The 20783-nt window shown below is 69.1% G+C and carries 20 protein-coding genes; 15 read left to right on the top strand and 5 right to left on the bottom strand.

The features are described from left to right. Positions 1-23: 23 nt before the first annotated feature. From CEG14_RS10465 to CEG14_RS10475, 3 genes are all read left to right on the top strand, one after another. Positions 24-1310 carry a hydroxymethylglutaryl-CoA reductase, degradative gene (locus CEG14_RS10465; RefSeq protein ID WP_094826308.1) on the top strand — a complete coding sequence of 429 codons (1287 nt, stop codon included), beginning with the start codon at positions 24-26 and terminating at the stop codon, positions 1308-1310. Positions 1311-1405: 95 nt separating this feature from the next. Next, complete coding sequence (locus CEG14_RS10470) at positions 1406-1924, top strand: hypothetical protein (protein WP_094826309.1); 519 nt, start codon at positions 1406-1408, stop codon at positions 1922-1924. After that, complete coding sequence (locus tag CEG14_RS10475) at positions 1921-3306, top strand: tripartite tricarboxylate transporter permease (RefSeq protein WP_094826310.1); 1386 nt, start codon at positions 1921-1923, stop codon at positions 3304-3306. Before CEG14_RS10470 ends, CEG14_RS10475 begins: the two co-directional genes overlap by 4 nt. Here CEG14_RS10475 and CEG14_RS10480 read toward each other — a convergent pair. Further along, a complete protein-coding gene (locus CEG14_RS10480; RefSeq protein ID WP_094826311.1) occupies positions 3303-3743 on the bottom strand; it encodes an N-acetyltransferase in 441 nt (146 codons plus the stop codon). The two genes, CEG14_RS10475 and CEG14_RS10480, sit on opposite strands and share 4 nt — an antisense overlap. Positions 3744-3878: 135 nt before the next feature. After that, complete coding sequence (locus CEG14_RS10485; RefSeq protein ID WP_094826312.1) at positions 3879-4691, bottom strand: SDR family oxidoreductase; 813 nt, start codon at positions 4689-4691, stop codon at positions 3879-3881. A 306-nt stretch (positions 4692-4997) separates the two neighbouring features. Here CEG14_RS10485 and CEG14_RS10490 point away from each other — a divergent pair, with 306 nt between their 5' ends. The 12 genes from CEG14_RS10490 (at position 4998) to CEG14_RS10545 (ending at position 17134) form a co-directional block, all read left to right on the top strand. Beyond that, complete coding sequence (locus tag CEG14_RS10490; protein WP_094826313.1) at positions 4998-6578, top strand: aldehyde dehydrogenase (NADP(+)); 1581 nt, start codon at positions 4998-5000, stop codon at positions 6576-6578. Positions 6579-6810: 232 nt separating this feature from the next. Further along, positions 6811-7545: a FadR/GntR family transcriptional regulator gene (locus tag CEG14_RS10495; protein ID WP_094826314.1), complete on the top strand. Its 735-nt coding sequence runs from the start codon at positions 6811-6813 to the stop codon at positions 7543-7545. A 252-nt stretch (positions 7546-7797) separates the two neighbouring features. Then, positions 7798-8817 carry an amino acid ABC transporter substrate-binding protein gene (locus CEG14_RS10500; protein WP_176461457.1) on the top strand — a complete coding sequence of 340 codons (1020 nt, stop codon included), beginning with the start codon at positions 7798-7800 and terminating at the stop codon, positions 8815-8817. Positions 8818-8981: 164 nt separating this feature from the next. Then, positions 8982-10190: an aminotransferase class I/II-fold pyridoxal phosphate-dependent enzyme gene (locus CEG14_RS10505; RefSeq protein ID WP_094826315.1), complete on the top strand. Its 1209-nt coding sequence runs from the start codon at positions 8982-8984 to the stop codon at positions 10188-10190. Between the two features lie 111 nt (positions 10191-10301). Next, positions 10302-11375 carry an amino acid ABC transporter permease gene (locus CEG14_RS10510; RefSeq protein WP_256985779.1) on the top strand — a complete coding sequence of 358 codons (1074 nt, stop codon included), beginning with the start codon at positions 10302-10304 and terminating at the stop codon, positions 11373-11375. 1 nt (position 11376) lies between these two features. Then, entirely contained in the window at positions 11377-12465 is a 1089-nt protein-coding gene (locus CEG14_RS10515; protein WP_094826317.1) for an amino acid ABC transporter permease, read from the top strand. Between the two features lie 57 nt (positions 12466-12522). Continuing rightward, on the top strand, positions 12523-13263 hold the full coding sequence (locus CEG14_RS10520; protein ID WP_094826318.1) for an amino acid ABC transporter ATP-binding protein: 741 nt from the start codon (positions 12523-12525) through the stop codon (positions 13261-13263). A gap of 284 nt (positions 13264-13547) precedes the next feature. Further along, entirely contained in the window at positions 13548-13997 is a 450-nt protein-coding gene (locus CEG14_RS10525; RefSeq protein WP_094826319.1) for a PA2169 family four-helix-bundle protein, read from the top strand. Then, positions 13994-15106 carry an acyl-CoA dehydrogenase family protein gene (locus tag CEG14_RS10530; protein ID WP_179280578.1) on the top strand — a complete coding sequence of 371 codons (1113 nt, stop codon included), beginning with the start codon at positions 13994-13996 and terminating at the stop codon, positions 15104-15106. Before CEG14_RS10525 ends, CEG14_RS10530 begins: the two co-directional genes overlap by 4 nt. Next, positions 15094-15852: a PIG-L deacetylase family protein gene (locus tag CEG14_RS10535; RefSeq protein WP_094826321.1), complete on the top strand. Its 759-nt coding sequence runs from the start codon at positions 15094-15096 to the stop codon at positions 15850-15852. Before CEG14_RS10530 ends, CEG14_RS10535 begins: the two co-directional genes overlap by 13 nt. Then, positions 15849-16433 carry a class I SAM-dependent methyltransferase gene (locus tag CEG14_RS10540; protein ID WP_094826322.1) on the top strand — a complete coding sequence of 195 codons (585 nt, stop codon included), beginning with the start codon at positions 15849-15851 and terminating at the stop codon, positions 16431-16433. Before CEG14_RS10535 ends, CEG14_RS10540 begins: the two co-directional genes overlap by 4 nt. Beyond that, on the top strand, positions 16430-17134 hold the full coding sequence (locus CEG14_RS10545; protein ID WP_094826323.1) for a glycosyltransferase: 705 nt from the start codon (positions 16430-16432) through the stop codon (positions 17132-17134). Before CEG14_RS10540 ends, CEG14_RS10545 begins: the two co-directional genes overlap by 4 nt. Here CEG14_RS10545 and CEG14_RS10550 read toward each other — a convergent pair. From CEG14_RS10550 to CEG14_RS10560, 3 genes are all read right to left on the bottom strand, one after another. Then, positions 17116-18258, bottom strand: coding sequence for an AAA family ATPase (locus CEG14_RS10550; protein WP_094826324.1), 1143 nt, complete (start codon positions 18256-18258; stop codon positions 17116-17118). The two genes, CEG14_RS10545 and CEG14_RS10550, sit on opposite strands and share 19 nt — an antisense overlap. A gap of 29 nt (positions 18259-18287) precedes the next feature. Continuing rightward, positions 18288-19187 (bottom strand): RNA ligase family protein, encoded by a 900-nt coding sequence (locus tag CEG14_RS10555; RefSeq protein WP_094826325.1) that lies wholly within the window; start codon positions 19185-19187, stop codon positions 18288-18290. Between the two features lie 962 nt (positions 19188-20149). Beyond that, on the bottom strand, positions 20150-20770 hold the full coding sequence (locus CEG14_RS10560) for a hypothetical protein (RefSeq protein ID WP_094826326.1): 621 nt from the start codon (positions 20768-20770) through the stop codon (positions 20150-20152). Positions 20771-20783: the final 13 nt, after the last annotated feature.

Consider the following 20783-nt stretch of genomic DNA (forward strand, 5'->3'; position numbering starts at 1 on the left):
TACCGATATGGAGACAACAAGCCGTGGCTGATTCCCGTTTGCCCAATTTCCGCGCCCTGGCGCCCGCCGAGCGCCTCGCGGCCCTCGCCGCCCGGTGCGACCTCACGCCGGACGAACAGGCCCTGCTGGCCAACCCCGGCGCGCTCGACCCCGCACGTGCGGATGGCATGATCGAGAACGTGATCGGCACCTTCGAGCTGCCGCTGGGCGTGGCGGGCAACTTCCAGATCAATGGCCAGGACGTGCTGGTGCCGATGGCGGTGGAAGAGCCCTCGGTGGTTGCGGCCGCAAGCTATATGGCCAAGCTGGCGCGCGCCGGCGGCGGCTTCCAGACTTCCAGCACGCGGCCGCTGATGCGCGCCCAGGTGCAGGTGCTCGGCCTGGGCGATCCGCGGGGCGCGCGGCTGGCGCTGCTGGCCGAGCGCGAGCGCATCGTGGCGCGCGCCAATGAGCGTGACCGCGTGCTGATCGGCCTGGGCGGCGGCTGCCAGGACATCGAAGTGCAGGTGTTTCCCGACACGCCGCGCGGCCCGATGCTGGTGCTGCACCTGATCGTGGACGTGCGCGACGCCATGGGCGCGAACACCGTCAACACCATGGCCGAGGCCGTCGCGCCCCTGATCGAAGAGATCACCGGCGGCCGCGTGCGCCTGCGCATCCTGTCGAACCTGGCCGACCTGCGCCTGTCGCGCGCCCGGGTGCGGCTCACGCCGCAGACGCTGGACACGCCCGAGCGCAGCGGCGCCGAGATCATCGAGGGCGTGCTCGACGCCTATGTGTTCGCCGCCGTGGATCCCTACCGCGCCGCCACCCACAACAAGGGCATCATGAACGGCATCGATCCGGTCATCGTGGCGACCGGCAACGACTGGCGCGCCATCGAGGCCGGCGCACACGCCTACGCCTGCCGCGACGGCCGCTACACCTCTCTCACCCACTGGGAGAAGGACGCCAGCGGCGCGCTGGTCGGCACCCTCGAAATGCCGATGCCGGTGGGCCTGGTCGGCGGCGCCACCAAGACCCACCCGCTGGCGCGCCTCGCGCTCAAGATCATGGGCGTGCAATCGGCGCAGGCGCTGGGCGAAGTGGCGGTGGCCGTCGGCCTGGCGCAGAATCTGGGCGCGCTGCGCGCACTCGCCACCGAAGGCATCCAGCGCGGCCACATGGCGCTGCACGCCCGCAACATCGCGCTGGTGGCGGGCGCCACCGGCAACGAGATCGACATCATCGCCCGCCGCATGGCCGAAGAGCACGACGTGCGCACCGACCGCGCGCTGGCGCTGCTGGAGGAGTTGCGCCAGCCCGCATGAGCAAGACCAGGGCAGCGGCGGCCGGCGCAGGAGCGGGCCGCCGCGCCCTTCCCGCGCCGCCTCGCAGAAGGCGTCCGTATAACTAGGAGACAGGCATGAAGCAAGACAAGGGGACGCCCGAGTGGCGCCTCGCGGAGGTCTGGAACGACACCGTGGATCTGCGCCAGCTGGCGTGGGCCATCGTGATCGGGGTGGGCATCAGCGTGACCGCATTTTTTCTCGCGAGCCGCTGGCTGCGCGGCGTCGTCGCATCGCCCGAGCTGGCGCATGCCTATGCCATGCTGGCGGGGCTGGCCGGCTGCGTGCTGGCCGGCGTGATCTGCGCCAAGCGCTTTCCGCCCAAACGCGTGGTCAATGAAGAAGGCGCGGTCGACGACCGGGCCTGGCGCGCCGAGGTGCTGGCCGAACTGGCCGCGCAGCCGGGCGGGCTGGGCACGGTCGCCGACCTGCCCCCCGCCACCGTGCAGGAGCTCAAGGAACTGGGCCTGTACGCGCTCTTCGCCGAGCCGGCCGACGCGCCCGCGCCCGCCGCAGCGGCCGCACCCGGGGCCCGCGCCACGCCGCCGGCCCGCACTGCGCAGAATGCCAACCCGGTCCAGGAGGCCCTGACATGAGCCCCGCCTTCATCGATACCTTTCTGGTCGCCCTGGGCATGGGCCTGCTCGGCGCCGTGGTGTTCGCCGCCATCGGTCTGGTGAGCGGCACCGACGAGACCACGACCCTGGCCCCGCTCACGCTGCTGGTGGTGCTGCTGGGCGTGCCGCCCGCCGGCGTCTTCACCTTCTTTCTCGCCGGTGCGGTCGCCAAGCACATGACCCATGCGGTGCCCACCGCCCTGCTCGGCATCCCCGGCGACACGCTGGCCACGCCGCTGCTGCAGGACGCCAACATGCTGCGCCGCCTCGGCGTGCCGCACATCGCGTTGCGCAAGATGGTGTCGGGCGCCATCGTGGCCGCCTTCGTGGCGGTGCCGCTCGCGGTGCTGTTCGCAGTGCTGCTGGCGCCGTTCGGCAGCTTCATCACGCAGACCGCGCCCTGGATCTTCCTGGTTGCGGCGATCCTGATCGCCTACTTCTCGGCCGGACGCTGGGCGGCCGTGGCCCTGCTGGTGCCGTTCGTGGTGGTGATCATCGCGCTCCAGAGCCTGACCGCCAAATACGGCGTGAAGCTGAGCATCAGCTACTTCCTGGGCATCGCGATCGGGCCGCTGATCGCGGATCTGTTCTCCGTGAGCTCGCCGCAGGGCCGCGACAAGATGCGGCGCGACAAGGTGCGCACGTTCTCGCTGGCGCCCGACGTCAAGAGCTGGTCGGGCTACTTCCCCAACCCGCTCAAGGTGATGGACGCGGCGCAGACCCGCTGGACGCTGGCCACGGCGACCATCTCGAGCGCGACCTTCGTGTTCAGCCCGGTGGCGATGACCGTGGTGCTGGGCGAGCTGGTGGGCTCGCGCATCAAGCATGCCTATCACCGCCTGACCACGGTGCTGAGCGCGCGCAACGGCGTGACCGAGGCGACCTACATCGCCGAGGCCCTGATCCCGCTCATCGCCTTCGGCCTGCCGCTCAGCCCGGTGGCCGCCGGCCCCGCCGCGCCGCTCTTCAATGCCCCGCCGCGCTTCACGGTGGATGCCGCCACCGGCCAGACCCACAACCTGCACAACCTGCTGACGCACTGGGAATTCCTGGGCTACGGCATGCTGGCGGTGCTGCTGGCCGCGGTGGTGTCGTATCCGTTCGCCATGAACTTCGCGCGCCGCGCGGCGCTGTTCGTCTCGCGCCGCGTCAGCCACGAGGCGATCATCGCCACGTTCGTCGGCCTGATCATCGTGATCAGCGTGTGGGAGGGCCAATTGCTGGGCCTGCTGGTGATTCTCACCATGGGCCTGTTCGGCGGCCTGCTGTCGCGCCGCTTCGGCTTCAACACCGGCGTGCAGTTCATGGGCTACTACACGGCCGTGCTGACCGTGCCCGCGCTCACCAGACTGTTTGCCTAGGGCTGCGGCTTGGTCCAGCGCATGCGGGTTTCGGGCTGGCGGGTGTGGGCTTCCACACTCTCGCCCGCCGGCTCGAAGCCGCACTTGCGATAAAAGCCCAGCGCGGCGGTGTTCTGCGTGAACACCGCCAGCTCGAGCCCGTCGTGGCGCGACTGCGCCTCGGCCAGCAGGCGCGTGCCGATGCCCTCGTCCTGCCAGCGCGGGTCCACGAACAGCGCCGCCACCACGCGGCCCTCGTCGACCAGGCTGCAGAAGCCTTTCACCTCGCCCTCGTGCTCCCACACGCGCGTCTCGGCCTGCGGCAGATAGATGTCGCGCATGGCGGGCAGCGCGTCGTGCCAGGATTGCTCGGGCACGAAATGATGCGCCTGGATCGAGGCACGCAGCCAGATATCCAGCACGGCATCGAAGTCGGAAGCTTGCAGCGGACGGATCATGAGACAGCCTGAAAGAAACGTGATGCCGTCGCTCACAGCGAATAGCGTGCCCGGACAGCGGCGCGTGATGGCGATCCACCCGGGCAGCGGCGCGCTGGCGTGCGGCGACGGTCCGGTCGCACGCGCGCACCCGCCTCAGTAGGTGCCGGGATACATGCCGCCGTCGATCAGCAGGTTCTGCCCCGTGATGTAGGAGGCGTGCGTGCTGCACAGAAAGGCGCACAGCGCGCCGAATTCCTCGGGCGTGCCGAAGCGGCGGGCCGGGATCTCACGCTTCTGGCCGTTGGCGATCTCTTCCTCGCTCTTGCCCGTCTTCTTGGCCGCGAAGGCGCGCGACGAGGCCAGGCGGTCGGTGTCGAACTTGCCGGGCAGGATGTTGTTGATGGTCACGCCGCGCGCCGCGATGTCGGTGCGCGCGAGCCCGGCGACGAAGCCGGTCAGGCCGCTGCGCGCACCATTGGACAACCCGAGGATGTCGATCGGCGCCTTCACCGAGCTGGAGGTGATGTTGACGATGCGGCCGTAGCCCCGCGCGGCCATGCGGTCGACGGTGGCCTTGATGAGCTCGATCGGAGTGAGCATGTTGGCGTCCACGGCCTTGACCCAGGCGTCGCGATCCCAGTCGCGGAAGTCGCCCGGCGGCGGGCCGCCCGCATTGGTGACCACGATGTCGAATTCGAAGCCCGGCCCGCCCTGCACCGAGAACACCGTCTCGCGGCCCTCGGGCGTGGTGATGTCGGCGGCCGCCGGGATCACGCGCGCCGGCGTGCCGCCCGCGGCCTTGGCCAGCGCTTCCAGCTTGGCGCAGGCGGCCGCCAGCGGCTCGGCGCTGCGCGCGTTCACCACCACGTTCACGCCGGCCTGCACCAGCGCAGCCGCGCAGCCATAGCCCAGGCCCTTGCTCGCGCCGCACACCAGCGCCCATTTTCCTGCGATTCCCAGATCCATGCGTCGTTCCTCCTTGGCATTGTGATGGCGCGCGGCCGATGCGCGCCTCTGACAAGGGGGATGGTACCGGGCTTTCGTCCCACCGGCGTGGCCGGGCCGACCGGGATTTCGCGTCCCGCCCGGGTCATAGGACGACTAGGCGCGGCCGGTTCTACTATGAAGTGAGCTTTTGCGCCGGCTGCAATGGTGATGGCTTGGCATATGTTGTACGATGACATATCGGCGGCCACCAGCCGTTATTGCCTCATCACCGTCCTGTGCCCGGGCTCTCCGGGCGCACTCACGCATCCACCTCCGGAGAATTGCATGCCCCTTACCGGCTCCATGTTGATCGGCGCCCAAGCCGTCACCGGCAGCGGCCCCGCCCTGCACGCCATCGACCCCGCGCGCCGCGCCAAGCTGGAGCCGGGCTACCCTGCCGGCACGCGCGACGACGTGGCCCGCGCCGCCGAACTGGCCCGCGATGCGTTCGACCGCTACCGCGCCGCGCCGCTGGAAACCCGCGCCCAGTTCCTCGAGACCATCGCTGAAGAGATTCTGGCCATCGGCGACGAGCTGATCGAACGCGCTCACCAGGAAACCGGCCTGCCGGTGGCCCGCCTGCAGGGCGAACGCGGCCGCACCGTCGGCCAGCTGCGCCTGTTCGCCCGCGTGGTGCGCGATGGCTACTTCCTCGACGCCACGGTGGACCCCGCCCTGCCCGAGCGCCAGCCGCTGCCGCGCCCCGACCTGCGCCTGGCCAATGTGCCGCTCGGCCCGGTCGCCGTGTTCGGCGCCAGCAACTTCCCGCTGGCGTTCTCCGTGGCGGGCGGCGACACGGCCTCGGCCCTGGCGGCCGGCTGCCCGGTGATCGTGAAGGCGCACAATGCCCACCCGGGGACCGCCGAGCTGGTGGGCCGCGCGGTGCAGAAGGCCGTGGCCAAGCACAAGCTGCCCGAAGGCACGTTCTCGCTGCTGTATGGCGCCGGCGCCGAGATCGGCACCGCGCTGGTCGAGCACCCCGCCATCAAGGCCGTGGGCTTCACCGGCTCGCGTCGCGGCGGCCTGGCCCTGGTCGCCGCCGCCAACGCGCGTCACGAGCCGATTCCCGTCTACGCCGAAATGGCCAGCATCAACCCCGTGTTCGTCATGCCCGCGGCGCTGGCCGCGCGCGGCGAGAGCATCGCGCAGGGCTTCGTCGATTCGCTGGTGGTGGGCGTGGGCCAGTTCTGCACCAACCCCGGCCTTGTGATCGGCGTGGCCGGCCCGGACCTGGAGCGCTTCAGCGCGGCCGCCGGCAAGGCCGTGGCCGCCAAGGGGGCCGCGACCATGCTGACCCCGGGCATCTACGCCGCCTATGAAGAAGGCGAAGCGGCGCTGGCCAAGCATGCCAAGGTCAGCACCGTGGGCCGCGGCGAGGCCTCCAAGCCCGAGGCCTGCGCGGCCGGCGCCGTGGTGTTCGCCACCACCGCCGAGGAATTCCTGGCGCACGACGAGCTCGAAGCCGAAGTGTTCGGCCCGGCCTCGCTGATCGTCGCGTGCAAGGACCTGGACCAGGTCCAGGCCGTGGCGGAACACCTCGAAGGCCAGCTCACGGCCACGCTGTTCGTGGACGACGCCGACGTGGCCGCCACCCGGGCGCTGCTGCCCGTGCTGGAACGCAAGGCCGGCCGCATCCTGGCCAACGGCTACCCGACCGGTGTGGAAGTGAGCCACGCGATGGTGCACGGCGGGCCCTTCCCGGCGACCTCCAATGCGGCCACCACCTCGGTCGGCGCGATGGCGATCCGTCGCTTCCTGCGTCCGGTCTGCTACCAGAACCTGCCCGACGCGTTGCTGCCGCAAAGCGTGCAGGCGGCCAATCCGCTCGGCCTGCCGCGCATGGTCGACGGCGTGCTCGAGGCCTGATGGCGCACGGCATGCGGCCCGCGCCTGAGGCGGGCCGCGTGTTGCGATGGGCGCCACCCTGGGTACCGCGGGGCGCCGGATCGCAGCGCTGGGCCGTCGCAAGGCTCGACATCCAGACGCCCTCCTTCATGGAGGGCGTTTGTCCTGGGGTAGACCTGTATGCTGTCATATCAATGGCGCGGGTATCATAGGGGCTGGTCGCCTTCCGGCGCACCGCCTACCCAGAGACACAATGGAAGAATCCCAGCGTCCCCGCCCACGTTCGCGCCTGACGGACGTCGTCATCGAAGCGCTTTCCAAACGCCTCGATGAACGCGTCTATCGTGCCGGGGACAAGCTGCCCTCCGAACATGCGCTCTGCGAGGAGTTCCAGGTCAGCCGCACCGTGGTGCGCGAGGCCGTGGCCTCGATGCGCCTGAGCGGGCAGCTCGTGAGCAAGCCCGGCATCGGCGTTTTCGTCACCGAAGATCGCGAGAAGCCGATCGACTTCGCCGTCGAGCCGACCACCGATGCGCGCTGGGCCCTGCACATCATGGAGCTGCGCGCCGGCCTGGAGGTCGAGGCCTGTGGGCTGGCGGCGGAGCGCCGCAGCGCCACCGACCTGAGCGCCATCATCGAGGCCTTCGACGCCTTCAATCGCGCCTCGCGCGACATGGGGGCCGCGGTCAAGGCCGATTACGAGTTCCACCTGGCCATCGCACGCGCGTCCAACAATCCGCACTTCGCCGCGCTGCTGCAGGCCGCGGTGCGCGACGTGATGCTCGACCTCAACATCAAGCACGGCGGCAAGACGCCCGACGAGCTCGAGGCCTACGAGCAGCGCAACGCCAACGAGCACGAGGCGATCCTCACCGCCATCGTGCGGCGCGATCCGGGCGCCGCGCGCGCCGCCATGGCGCGCCATCTCGGCGACTCCATCGCCCGCTACCGCAAGCTGCTGTCCCAGCCCGGCATCGCCGGGGGCTGAGGCCCCCTGCCCGCTTATCGGATTCGGGTATCTACTTATATGCTCACTTGTATGATGGCTGCCATCATATGAATTATGAGCTTGCAGCACGACAGAGGCGCACCGCTTTTCCCAGGCGCGCCCCTCCAATCGGTCGCATCGCCATGTCGTACGAGTGCGGCGCACCGTAGGGCCTGCCCGGTCAGAGCCCCGTTTGCCGCCCTCCCCGGCCAACCCGTCATACAACCTCTGCCCAATCGGGAGATTCCCTCCATGCGTAAGTTCCTCTGCACCGCCTTCGCGGCGGCCATGCTGTGCGCGGCGTCCGGCGCCGCCCACGCCGGCGTGACGTTCGACAACGTCAAGAAGAAAGGCTTTTTGCAGTGCGGCTTTGCCGGCATCCCCGGCTTCTCGGTGCTCGACAGCAAGGGCGAGTGGACCGGTCTGGACGTGGACATGTGCCGTGCCGTCGCCGCCGCGATCTTTGGCGACGCCTCCAAGGTGAAGGGCAATGTGCTGACCGCGCAGGCCAAGTTCACGGCGCTGCAATCCGGCGAGATCGACATGCTCTCGCGCAACACCACCCAGACCCTGACGCGCGACACCACGCTCGGCCTGATCGGCGTGGGCGTGAACTTCTACGATGCCCAGGGCATCATCGTGCGCAAGTCCATGGGCGTGAAGAGCGTCAAGGACCTCGACGGCGCCACGATCTGCGTGCAGCCCGGCACCACCACCGAACTGAACCTGGCCGACTTCTTCCGCGCCAACAACATCAGCTTCAAGCCGGTGCTGGTCGAGAACTACGACGAGAACTTCCGCCTGCTGGAATCGGGCCGTTGCGACGCCTACACCAACGACAAGTCGAACACGGCCGCCAACATGCGCACGCGCCTGGCCAATCCCGACGATTGGGTGATCCTGTCGGAGAACCTGTCGAAGGAACCGCTCGGCCCCATGGTGCGCCAGGGCGACGAGCAGTGGTTCAACGTGGTGCGCTGGACGCTCAATGCGATGCTCGAGGCCGAGGAATACGGCATCACCTCGAAGAACGTGGACGAGATGCTCAAGAGCACCAACCCCAACGTGCAACGCATCCTGGGCGTGACGCCCGGCATGGGCAAGAACCTCGGCCTGGACGACAAGTGGGCCTACAACATCATCAAGCAGGTGGGCAATTACGGCGAGAGCTATGAACGCGCGCTCGGCATGGGCAGCCCGCTCAAGCTCGAACGCGGCCTGAACGCCCAATGGAAGCAAGGCGGCCTGATGTACGGCTGGCCCGTGCGCTGATACCGCTACGCGGCTGTGCGTCGTCCAGGGACGCACAGCCGCTTTTTTTTGGCCTGCGCGCGGCGCTTTGCAGCGCAATGGCGCCGGGCCGCGTTTCCGAAGGGCTGACCCGGCCGCGCGCCGCCGGTACGCCCCACGTCATTACCCGATACCCAGCCTCAATCATGAACAGCATCGTCAATGCCCGCCTGAAACAGATCAAACCCTCCCCCAGCATGGCCGCCAAGATCGTCGTGGACGAACTGCGCCGCGAAGGTCGGGAGATTGCCGACTTCACGCTGGGCGAGCCCGACATGAGCACGCCCGCCCACATCGCGCGCGCCGGCCAGCAGGCCATCGCCGACGGCGACATCCGCTACACCAGCCCCAACGGCACCGTGGGCCTGCGCCGCGCCATCGCGAAGTCGCTGCAGGACACGCTCGGCGTGAGCTACGGCATGGACCAGATAACCGTCGGCGCGGGCGCCAAGCAGGTCATCGCGGCCGCGCTGACCGCCAGCCTGGAGCCGGGCGACGAGGTCATCGTGTGCGCGCCGTACTGGGTGTCGTACCCGGACATGGTGCTGCTCGGCGAAGGCAAGCCGGTGGTGGTGAGCTGCCCCGAATCGCAGGAGTTCAAGCTGAGCGCCCCGACACTCGAAGCCGCGATCACGCCGCGCACGCGCTGGCTGATCCTCAATTCGCCGAGCAACCCCAGCGGCGCGGTCTACAGCGCGGCCGAGATGCGCGAGATCACCGACGTGCTGCTGCGCCATCCGCAGGTCTGGATCCTGAGCGACGAGATCTACGCGCCCTTCTGCTACAGCGGCGAGGCCCATGCCTCGCCGGTGCAGGTCGAGCCGCAGCTGGTCTCGCGCACGCTGGTGGTCAACGGCATGTCGAAGTCGTATGCGATGACCGGCTGGCGCGTGGGCTACGGCGCCGGCCCGGCCGACCTCATCAAGGCGATGAGCACGGTGATGTCGCAAAGCACCAGCTGCCCGAGCGCGATCTCGCAGGCGGCGGCGCAGGCCGCGCTCGAAGGCGACCAGTCCAGCGTGGGCGAGATGGTTGCGATCTTCAAGGAACGGCGCGACCTGATCGTGCGCCGTCTCAACGCCATTCCCGGCATTTCGTGCGCGACGCCCGATGGGGCGTTCTACGTCTATGCCAACGTCAGCGGCCTGATCGGCCGCACGGGCCCGGCCGGCGAACTCAAGACCGACCTGGACGTGAGCCTGTTCTTCCTGCGCGAAGCCGGCGTGGCGGTGATCGACGGCGGCTCCTATGGCCTCTCGCCGTACGTGCGCTTCTCGTTCGCCACCTCGACCGGCATCATCGAGCAAGGCATGGACCGCCTCGCGGCCGCGGTCGGCAAGCTGATGGCGGGCTGAGCCGTGAGCGCGCCCCTCTCCCGTCCGCCCGGCACCCGACGGCTCTCCTGGAACGACCCGCGCACGCGGGCCCTGATCTATCAGGCGCTCGCGCTCGGCGCGGTCGGCCTGATGATCTGGTTCCTCGTGCACAACACGCTGGTCAACCTGTCGCTGCGCAACATCGCCACCGGCTTCGGCTTTCTTGATCGCGAGGCCGGCTTTGCCATCGGCGAGAGCCTGATCAGCTATGGCCCGGCCGACACCTACGGACGCGCCATCCTGGTCGGCCTGGTGAACACGCTGCGCGTGGCCCTGGTCGCGCTCGTGCTGGCCACCCTGCTGGGCGTGGTGATCGGCATCGGCCGGCTGTCGAAGAACTGGCTCGTGGCGAAGGTGACCTCGGTGTATGTCGAGGTCATGCGCAACGTGCCGTTGCTGCTGCAACTGTTCTTCTGGTATGCGCTCATCACCGAGAACATGCCTGCGCCGCGCCAGGCGCACCATCCCGTGGCCGGGGTGTTCATCTCCAATCGCGGCGTCAAGGTGCCGGGGCTGGAAGGCGCCTCGCTCGACTGGATGCTGGCGGGCCTCGCGCTCGCCATCGTGGCCATCATCGGGCTGGCGCACTGGGGCCGCAAGCGCCAGGACGCGACCGGCCGCGTGTTTCCGCTGGGCCGGGCGGCCCTGGGCCTGATCGTGGGCCTGCCGGTGCTGGGCTGGCTCGCGAGCGGCGCCTCGCTCACGCTCGACATGCCGGTGCTCAAGGGCTTCAACTTCCAGGGCGGCCTCACGCTGTCGCCGGAATTCGCCGCGCTGCTCGCCGGCCTGGTGATCTACACCTCGGCCTTCATCGCCGAGGTGGTGCGCTCCGGCATCCAGGCGGTGAACCAGGGCCAGTGGGAGGCCGCGGAGTCGCTGGGCCTCAAGCGCAGCCAGATGCTGCGGCTGGTGGTGCTGCCGCAGGCGCTGCGCGTCATCATCCCGCCGATGACCAGCCAGTACCTGAACCTCACCAAGAACAGCTCGCTGGCGGTGGCCATCGGTTATCCGGACATCGTGTCGGTGGTCAACACCACGCTGAACCAGACCGGCCAGGCCATCGAGGGCATTCTCATCATCATGGCCGCCTACCTCACGGTGAGCCTGTCGATCTCGATTTTCATGAACTGGTACAACACGCGCATCGCGCTGGTGGAGCGTTGACATGAGCAGTACGACGCAAACCCTGCCGCCACCCGCCGGCCAGACCGGCGCCTGGGCCTGGCTCAAGGCCCGGCTGTTTTCCTCGCCGGCCAGTACGCTGTTCACGGTGCTGCTCGCCTGGGCGGTGCTGATGGCGCTGCCCGCCGCGGTCGAATGGGCCTTCGTCAAGGCCAACTTCACCGCCACCTCGGCGCAGGAATGTCGGGCCTCCGGCGGCGCCTGCTGGGCCTTCATCGCCGAAAAGCATCGCCTGATCCTGTTCGGCACCTATCCCTACGACGAGCAATGGCGGCCGCTGATCGCGACCTTCATCCTCATCGCCGTGATCGTCATGAGCGGCATGCGCCGCTTCTGGAACATGGGCCTGGCCGTGATCTGGACCGTGGGCCTCGCGGCCGTGGCGGTCCTGATGTGGGGCGGCGTGCTGGGCCTGACCTACGTCGAGAACGCGCGCTGGGGTGGCCTGCCGCTCACGCTGATCCTCGCCACCTTCGGCATCGCCTTCGCCTTCCCGTTCGGTGTGCTGCTGGCCCTGGGCCGGCGCTCGCGCATGCCGGCGATCAAGGCGCTGTGCGTGGTGTACATCGAGCTGATCCGCGGCGTGCCGCTCATCAGCCTGCTGTTCATGTCGTCGGTGATGCTGCCGCTGTTCCTGCCCGAGGGTTTTTCGATCGACAAGCTGCTGCGCGCCCAGATCGCCATCGTGCTGTTTGCCGCCGCCTACATCGCCGAGACGATCCGCGGCGGCCTGCAGGCGATTCCCAAGGGCCAGTACGAGGGCGCCGATTCGCTCGGCCTCTCCTACTGGCAGCAGATGCGCAAGGTGATCTTGCCGCAGGCGCTCAAGATCGTGATCCCGCCGCTGGTGAGCATCTTCATCTCCTTGTTCAAGGACACCTCGCTGGTGGTCATCATCGGCATCTTCGACCTGACGCTGGCCGCCAAGGCGGCGCTGTCGGACGCGGCATGGCGCGGGTTCGGCGTGGAAGCCTATCTGTTCATCTCGCTCATCTATTTCGTCTTCTGCTATTCGATGTCCAAATACAGCCAGTCGCTCGAGAAGCGCCTGGCGCGCGGCCATCATCGCTGAGTACAACGGCCGCGCCGCCCGCCGGGCGGGCGCGGCGACCTTTACAGGAGTCCAGGCATGTCCAATGCCATCATCCGCCTGCAGGGCGTGAACAAGTGGTACGGCCAGTTCCACGTGCTGCGCAACATCAATCTGGACGTGGCGCCGGGTGAACGTATCGTGGTTTGCGGGCCTTCGGGCTCGGGCAAGTCCACCATGATCCGCTGCATCAACCGGCTCGAAGAACATCAGCAAGGTCAGATCATCGTCGACGGCACCGAGCTCACCAACGACCTCAAGCAGATCGAGACGATCCGCAAGGACGTGGGCATGGTGTTCCAGCACTTCAATCTGTTCCCGCACCTGACCGTGCTGGAAAACCTGACGCTGGGCCCGACCTGGGTGCTGAAAAAGCCCAAGGCCGAAGCCGAGGCCACGGCCATGAAGTACCTGGAGCGCGTGCGCATTCCCGACCAGGCCAACAAGTACCCCGGCCAGCTGTCGGGCGGCCAGCAGCAGCGCGTGGCGATCGCCCGCTCGCTGTGCATGCACCCCAAGATCATGCTGTTCGATGAGCCGACCTCGGCGCTCGACCCGGAAATGGTCAAGGAAGTGCTGGACGTGATGGTGACGCTGGCCCAGGAAAGCGGCATGACCATGCTGTGCGTGACCCACGAAATGGGCTTCGCGCGCAAGGTGGCCAACCGCGTGATCTTCATGGACCGCGGCGAGATCATCGAACAGAACACGCCCGACGCGTTCTTCGACAATCCGCAGAACGAGCGCACCAAGCTGTTCCTGAGCCAGATCCTGCACTGATCGGCCACGTCGCACGCGCTGTCGCAGCCCGGCCCTGGCCGGGCTGTTTTTGTTTGGACGGGGCGGTTCGGGCGCCGTTTCGCGGCGGCGGTGCGCGCAGCGACCGGCAGGGTGTCCGCCCTGTGCGGAGGGTGCGCCCTGACGGGCAGGCCGCCGGCGCCGGCCCGGCGGCGCGCGCGCCGCCGGCGATTCCCGCGGGGCCGCAGGGAAGCCGGGCACGCTACGTGCTACGCAGCCAGGGTCTGGGCCGGCAACCGTCGGCCCACGTATTCAAGGAGACCTGCATGGCTGACCATATCGTCAAGGTACTGAACCACCTGATCGAAACGTCGAAGAATGGCGAGCTGGGCTTCAAGGCCGCGGCCGACGACACGAAGGACCCGACCCTCAAGCAACTGTTTGGCCAACGCGCCCTGGATTGCGCCTCCGGCGCCGCCGAGCTGCAGCGCGTGGTGACCGAACTGGGCGGCAAACCCGAGGACAGCGGCACCGTTGCCGGCGCCGTCCATCGCGGCTGGACCAACCTGAAGGCCGCCGTGAGCAGCCGCACCGACCTGGCCATCCTGGAAGAGTGCGAGCGTGGCGAGGACGTGGCCAAGGCCGCATACGCCGACGCGCTGAAGGAAACGCTGCCGGAGAACATCCGCGTGATCGTGCAGCGCCAGCAAGAGGGCGTGATCCGCAACCACGATCAGATCCGCGACCTGCGCAATCGCTACAAAGCCGAGAAATGATCGCACCCGCACCGTCAACGCGCATGCAGCGCGTGGCCCCGGCCTGGACCGGGGCGGTGCTGGGGCCGGTGCGGCCGCCGGCCATCCCGGCCCCGGTCTGCACCGGCCCCGGACTCGACGCCCTGCTGGGGCGTTTTGTCTTGCCGCACGAGGGCCCGGCCGCCCTGCGCGAGCTGGTGAGCCAGGGCCACGGCGCCCTGCCCTTGCCGGGCCATGGCCAGACGCTGCTGCGCTGGCGCGTGTTTGCGCGCCTCGGCGCGCAGGATCTCGCGCTGGCCAAACTGTTTGAAAGCCATGCCGACGCGCTGGCGATCCAGGCGGAGCTCGGCGCCACGCCACAGGGCGACGGCACCTGGGGCGTCTGGTGCGCCGAGCCGCCCGCGCACCGCGTGCATGCCACGATCGACCCCGACGACGCCGGCCGGCTGCGCCTCACTGGCGTCAAGGCCTGGTGTTCGGGCGCCGCGCACCTGAGCCATGCCCTGGTCAGCACCTGGGACGCCGAAGGCCGGCCGCAACTGGCCGCGGTCGCGCTGGACCAGCCGGGCGTGCGCGTGACCGGCGAAGGCTGGCACGCCATCGGCATGGCCGGCACCGACAGTGTCAATGTCAGTTTTGAAGACGTCGTGGCCACGCCCGTGGGCGGGCCCGGCGAGTATGTGCACCGGCCGGGCTTTCTGCACGGCGCGGCGGGTGTGGCCGCGTGCTGGTACGGCGCGGCCGACCGCATCGCCCGCCACCTGCTGCAGGCCGCCCGCACCCGCGAAATCGACGCCCACGCCCAGGCCCACCTGGGCAGCATCGACGTGGCCCTGGTGCAGGCGCGTGCGCAGCTGCGCCTGGCGGCCGCGGAGATCGACGCGCACCCCGATATGGCCTGCGAGCTGCCGGTGCAGCGCGCCCGCCTCGCGGTGGAGCACGCCGCCAACATCGTGCTGGAGCATGCCACCCGCGCTCTAGGGGCCGGGCCGCTGTGCAAGGACGCCGGATTTGGCCGCCTGGTGGCGGACCTGCCGGTGTTCATGCGCCAGAGCCACGCCGAACGCGACCTCGCCGTGCATGGCCGCGACGTCGCCCGCCTCGCCCCGGAGCTGCCGTGGACGCTGTAGGCGCGCGCCGTATCGTCGGCGCGGGCACGCCCGAGGCCGCCTGGCAGGACTGGTTGCGCGCGCATCCGTTGCCCGCGCAATCGGCACGCGAGCTGGCCGGCGGCAGCCGCACCGTGCATGTACTGGCGCCGCATCCCGACGATGAGATCCTGGGCTGCGCCGGCATCATGCGCCAACTGGCCGGCCTGGGGCTGGACGTGCAGGTCTGGGCGGTGACCGACGGCGAGGCCAGCCATCCGGACTCGCCGCGCTATCCCGGCGATGCGCTGGCGGAGATTCGCACGCGCGAGAGCCGCCGCGCCCTGCGCGCGCTGGGCATTCCGGCGCGTCGGGCGCGCCTGCGCCTGCCCGACGGCGGCGTCAGCGCCAACGAAGCTGCCCTCACCGAGCGGCTCGCCGACCGTCTCGAGGCGGGCGACCTGGTACTCGGCACCTGGAGCCTGGATGGCCATCCCGACCACGAGGCCGTCGGCCGGGCCGGCCGTCGAGCGGCGCTGCGGGCCCGTTGCCGCTATTTCGACGTGCCGATCTGGGGCTGGCACTGGGCCGCGCCCGAGCGCGGCGAGCTGCCGGCCGATCGTGCCTGCCGCATCCCGCTGGCGCCGGAAGACCTGCAGGCCAAACGTCTGGCCGTGCAGCGCTTTCGCAGCCAGCTCGAGCCCGATCCGGACACCGGGCGTCCGCCCATCCTGCCCGCCTTCGCGCTGGAACGGCTGCTGCGCCCCTTCGAGGTGCTGCTGCGATGACGGATTTCGAGGCGATGTACCGCGCCGACCCGGATCCCTGGGACGTCGCCGACCGCTGGTACGAGCGGCGCAAGCGCGCCCTGATGCTGGCAGCCCTGCCCCGCGAGCGCTATCGCCAGGGCCTGGAGCTCGGCTGTGGCACGGGCTATGCAACCCTTGAACTGGCCACGCGATGCCAGGCGCTGCGCGCGGTGGACGGCGCGCCGACCGCCGCGGCTCATTGTCGCGATCTGCTGGCGCGGCACGGTCATCGCCATGCCGAGGTCGAGACCCGCACGCTGCCGGGCGACTGGCCGGAGGTGCCGGCGGCCGGATACGACCTGATCGTGGTCTCGGAGCTGGCCTATTACTTCGGCGCCACCGACCTGCGGCGCTGGCTGGATCGATGCGTCTCCTCGCTGGCGGTCGGCGGCGACTGGGCCATGTGCCATTACACGCCGGCGTTCCATGACCGCCGCCAGGACACGGCCGCCGTGCATGCGCTGGTCGACGCGCTGCCCGCGATGCAGCGGCGCGTGTCGCACCTCGATCCCGAGTTCCGGCTCGACATCTGGCGCAAACAGGAAGGAGCCATGCCATGATCGGCGTCTGTATTCCCGCCCATAATGAAGAAGCCGTGATCGACGCGTGCCTCGCGTCGGTATTGCGCGCGGCGCGCCATCCGGCGCTCGGCGGCGAGCCGGTGCGGATCGCCGTGGTGCTCGACGCCTGTACCGACGCGACCCCGCAGCGGGCGCGCCGCCATCCAGTTGCGCGCATCGTCACGCATCACCGCAACGTGGGGCTGGCCCGCGCGGCCGGCGCACGGCATCTGATCGAGGCCGGCGCGCGCTGGCTGGCCTTCACCGACGCCGACACGACCGTGGCGCCGCGCTGGCTCGCCGATCAGCTGGCGCTGCAGGCGGCGGTGGTGTGCGGCACGGTGGGCGTGAAGGACTGGCGCTGCCATGGCGCGAACGCGGCCGCGGCCCGCGCCGCGTTTCGCGCCGCCTACCAGGATCGCGACGGCCATCGCCACGTGCATGGCGCCAACCTCGGCATCAGCCGCGACGCCTATCTGCACATCGGCGGCTTCGAGGCGCTCGCATGCAGCGAAGACCAGGCGCTGGTCGACCGGCTCGAGCAGGCAGGCGTCGCGATCGCCTGGAGCGCCCGGCCGCGCGTCACCACCAGCGCCCGCCCCTATTCCCGGGTGGACGGCGGCTTCGCCACCACGCTGCGGCGCGCCTGGACGGACACGCCCCTCGCGCCGGTGGAGATGGCTCACACGGTGGCCGCGTAGCGCACCATGTGCGCCTCGGTCGGCACGGGCAGCTCCCAGCGGTGCAGCATGCCCAGCAAGGCCTTGTTGCTCAGCGTCGTGTCGCGGCGGCTGTTACGCCGCAGCAGCTCGGCGCGCGGCTGCTCCAGATACACGATCTCGACCTCGGCGCCATAGGCATAGCAGAGGTCGAGCGTGCGCGTGCGCATCTGGCGGCTCAGGTGCGTGGCGTTCCAGACGAAGGGTTTGCCTTCGCGCAGCAACGCACGCGCCAGGTCGGTGGCGTGATGTGCGGCCTTGCCGTCGTTCTCGCCATGCTTGAGCCCGAGGGCTTCACGCGCGTCGTCATAGGAGACGACCGGCAGGCCGGCCCGATGCGTGCGCACCCAACTATCCTTGCCCGACGCCGGCAGGCCGCACATCAATGTGACCCGCGACCCCGGCTCCTGGAACAGCGCGTAGTCGGGATGGACGTCCGCGCCGCGGAAATAGCTGAGCCGGGTGTGCGCATCGGCGAAGGCGCGCGGCTCGCCGTAGCATCCTTCCTCGCGCGCCAGCTCGCGAAACAGCTCGATGCTGTCCAGCACCCGCGCCTGGTCGGCGCAGATGCGCCCGCGCATGTCGGCCTCGGCCAGCGCGGCCAGCAGGCGCAGATCGAGCTGCCACGACAGCTCGTGCAGCGTGAAGCTCGCCGTCTGCGCACGACGCGGGTCGTCGAGCAGGTAGAACGGCACCTGGTGCACCGCGATGAGCCGGCACACAGCCTCGCGCAGGGCGAACGGCATGCCCGCCTCCCACAACAGCACGCGCGCGTCCACCGCGCCCTTGCGCGAGTGGCCAGGCTGGCCGATGCGGCCGGTGACGGGGTCCACCACCGTGGTACGGTACTTCGCCACGTCGTGCAGCAACGCGGCAAAGAACAGCACGCAACGCGCGTCGTCGTCCGCGTCGCGATAGTCCGCCGACTGCACCAGCGCGTCGATCACCATGCCGGTGTGCGTCCAGACGTCGCCCTCGCCGTGATAGCGCGGCTCCTGCGGCGTGCGCCTGGCATGCTCCAGCACCGGGAAGGCCGCCAGGCACGCCGCGGCGTCGAAGGCCGCGCCCGGCGCGGGCGGCAGCGTGTTCAGTTGATTCCAGTTCATATGATTCTCCTTGTCGGCGCCGGCGCGATTCAGGCGGCGCGGCCGGATTTCCCGGCGGCATCGGCCTGCGCGCGCAGCGCGTCCAGTCCTTCGAGCGTGCGCAGACCCAGGTCTGCCCAGGTCATCGTCAGCATCGGCGCGAACAGATCCACGCCGGCTGCAAGGCCATTGGGCAGGATCGGGCGGCGCTGATGATGCGATCCGCTGTCGAGGATGGTCTGTACGAAGTCGGGCCGCACCAGCTTGTAGCGTGCAAGCACCCGGCCCTCGTCTTCGACCTTGATGTAGAGCCCCTCCGCACGATCCGAGGTGTCGGTCTGCTGCCAGCACAGCGCGGCGGGCAGCCCTTCACGCGCCACCGTTTGCGCAAAGCCGTCACGCCAGTGCCGGCTCTTGGCCAGCGACGTGCGCACCAGTTGCCACAGCAACGCGGGCCGCGGGGGCATGGGGCCGGCATACAGCACCGGCACCGGCAGCACCGGCACGCCCGCCAGCAGCGCATGACGGCGCGGCGTGGACAGGAAGCAGTCGTCGCGCCGGTCGTAGATGTCGAACTCGTGGAAGTGATGCGGCAGGCAGTCGTAGAACACCGAATGCTTGCTGTACGTCCACTCGCCATACATCACGTAGCGGTCCTCGAGCGTCTCGAGCAGGCGCGCCTCGTGCGCGACGGCCCATTGCTTGAGCAGGTTGAACTGGCGCTCGCGACCGCCACCGGTGAGATAGTGGCCGCGGGATTGCAGCAACAGCTCGGCGGCGCCGCTGAACGACACGCCGGTGTTGGCGCCGTCGAGCTTTTCTTCGATGACGACGTGGCATCCGGCGAGCGTCTTGAGCGCCACCTGATCGCTGGCGTCGTCGCCGGGTTGCAGCCGCGACCCTTCGACGTGGGGCGTGCGGGGGTATTTCAGAATGGAAAGGGAATGCATGTTCGTCGCCCGCTGCGTTATTGGCGCAGCCGGGCCCAAAGCCAGAGAGATGGCCGACGAACGGATCGGGCGCGAGTCGTGTCGTGCCGTGCTGCAGGTGCAGAACGGAGGGACGTCGCGAGAAGTGGGAGGCGGGAGCTTCGTGCCGCGCACAGCCTCATGGCAGGCTGTCGGGGAACGGAACCAGTACCGCAGCCAACACGGGCGCAGACTGCGCCGGATCGGGCTGCTTGCAGAGCAGTCGTCGGCGACTAGCGGAGGACGATCATGCGGGGCACTTGAGGCTCCAGAGAAAAGCGGTTGCTGATGAGAGCTCGAATTCTAGCGCGAGCAAGGGACGCGGTTCAAGTGTCGGCGCGTGCGCGCTGCGCGTGATGCGGCGGGATGGCAACACGAGGTCGAGGTGCGGCCGCACGCCAAGTCCGCACGCCGCCGATGTCGTGGCGGGTCCGGCGCTCGGCAAAGATTGCGATCGAACAAAGCCAGGTGCCCCGTCCCGCGTCGTCACCAGCGCGCTGCGCACCCCCGCCCCAAAACAAAGGTGTCAGACGACATTTTTGAAGATGCGGTGTGCGCGGAACAAAGGTGTCAGACTGCATTTTTGAAGATGCGGTGTGCGCGGAACAAAGGTGTCAGACTGCATTTTTGAAGATGCGGTGTGCGCGGAACAAAGGTGTCAGACTGCATTTATCGCTGCGCGGGAAAATGCAGTCTGACACCTTTTCGGGGTATCGCCCCGTTGATCCGAGCTGGCGGGACGTTGTCCTCCCCCGTCCCGCCCCGACGCTCTCGGCGCACGGCCACGGCAGAACAAAGGTGTCAGACTGCATTTTTGATGATGCGGTGTGCGTGGAACAAAGGTGTCAGACTGCATTTATCGCGAGGCGAAAAATGCAGTCTGACACCTTTTCGGGTGACGCGACGGGGATGCGCAGGCCCGGTGAGGCCGGGCTAACAGGCGCTCAATAGTAGATGTCGACGTAGTCCGTCAGGCCGCCGCAGACCGTCATGTCTTGAAGGCGCCAGTACTTGCGTTTGCCCGTCGCTCGGAACTCGTGGTCACCGGTGCGTTCGCAGCGGCGGCCCTTCTCCGGCGCGTCCAGGATCAGGATCGTGCCGCGGAACGTGAAGCGGTCGGCCGAGATCGACACCACCTCGCCCTTGATCGACACCGAGCCCGCGTCCGTTGCGTGACCGCCCTCCAGACGCACCACGCCGTTGTCGTCCACCGCGTTCAGTTTGCCGCGCGCATCGGTCCAGAGCCATTGCAGGCCGATGCCGCTGTTGTTCAGCAGCCGCTCGTAAGCGGCGCCCGCATCATCCTTGACATCCGTGCGCTGCACGGCCGAAGCGCTCTCCGCCTTCGCCATCGACGGCTGCGCCGCCGCGGGCGCCAGGCGATTCTCGTTCGCCGAGTGCGCCCGCATCTGCCCTTGCGCGCCGCCACCGCCCTGCGGCGGCAGATCCGCCGCCGAAGCCAGCGACGCAAAGCCGCTCATCGCCACACCCAACGCCAGCGCGCGCAGGCCGGCCGAACACGTCTTTGCGGAACGGGACAGGAAACGATCAGTTTGGTTTTTCATGGTGTTCTGTAAG

Origin of the sequence: Bordetella genomosp. 1 (assembly GCF_002261335.1) — a bacterium.
Classification (GTDB): Bacteria; Pseudomonadota; Gammaproteobacteria; order Burkholderiales; family Burkholderiaceae_B; genus Bordetella.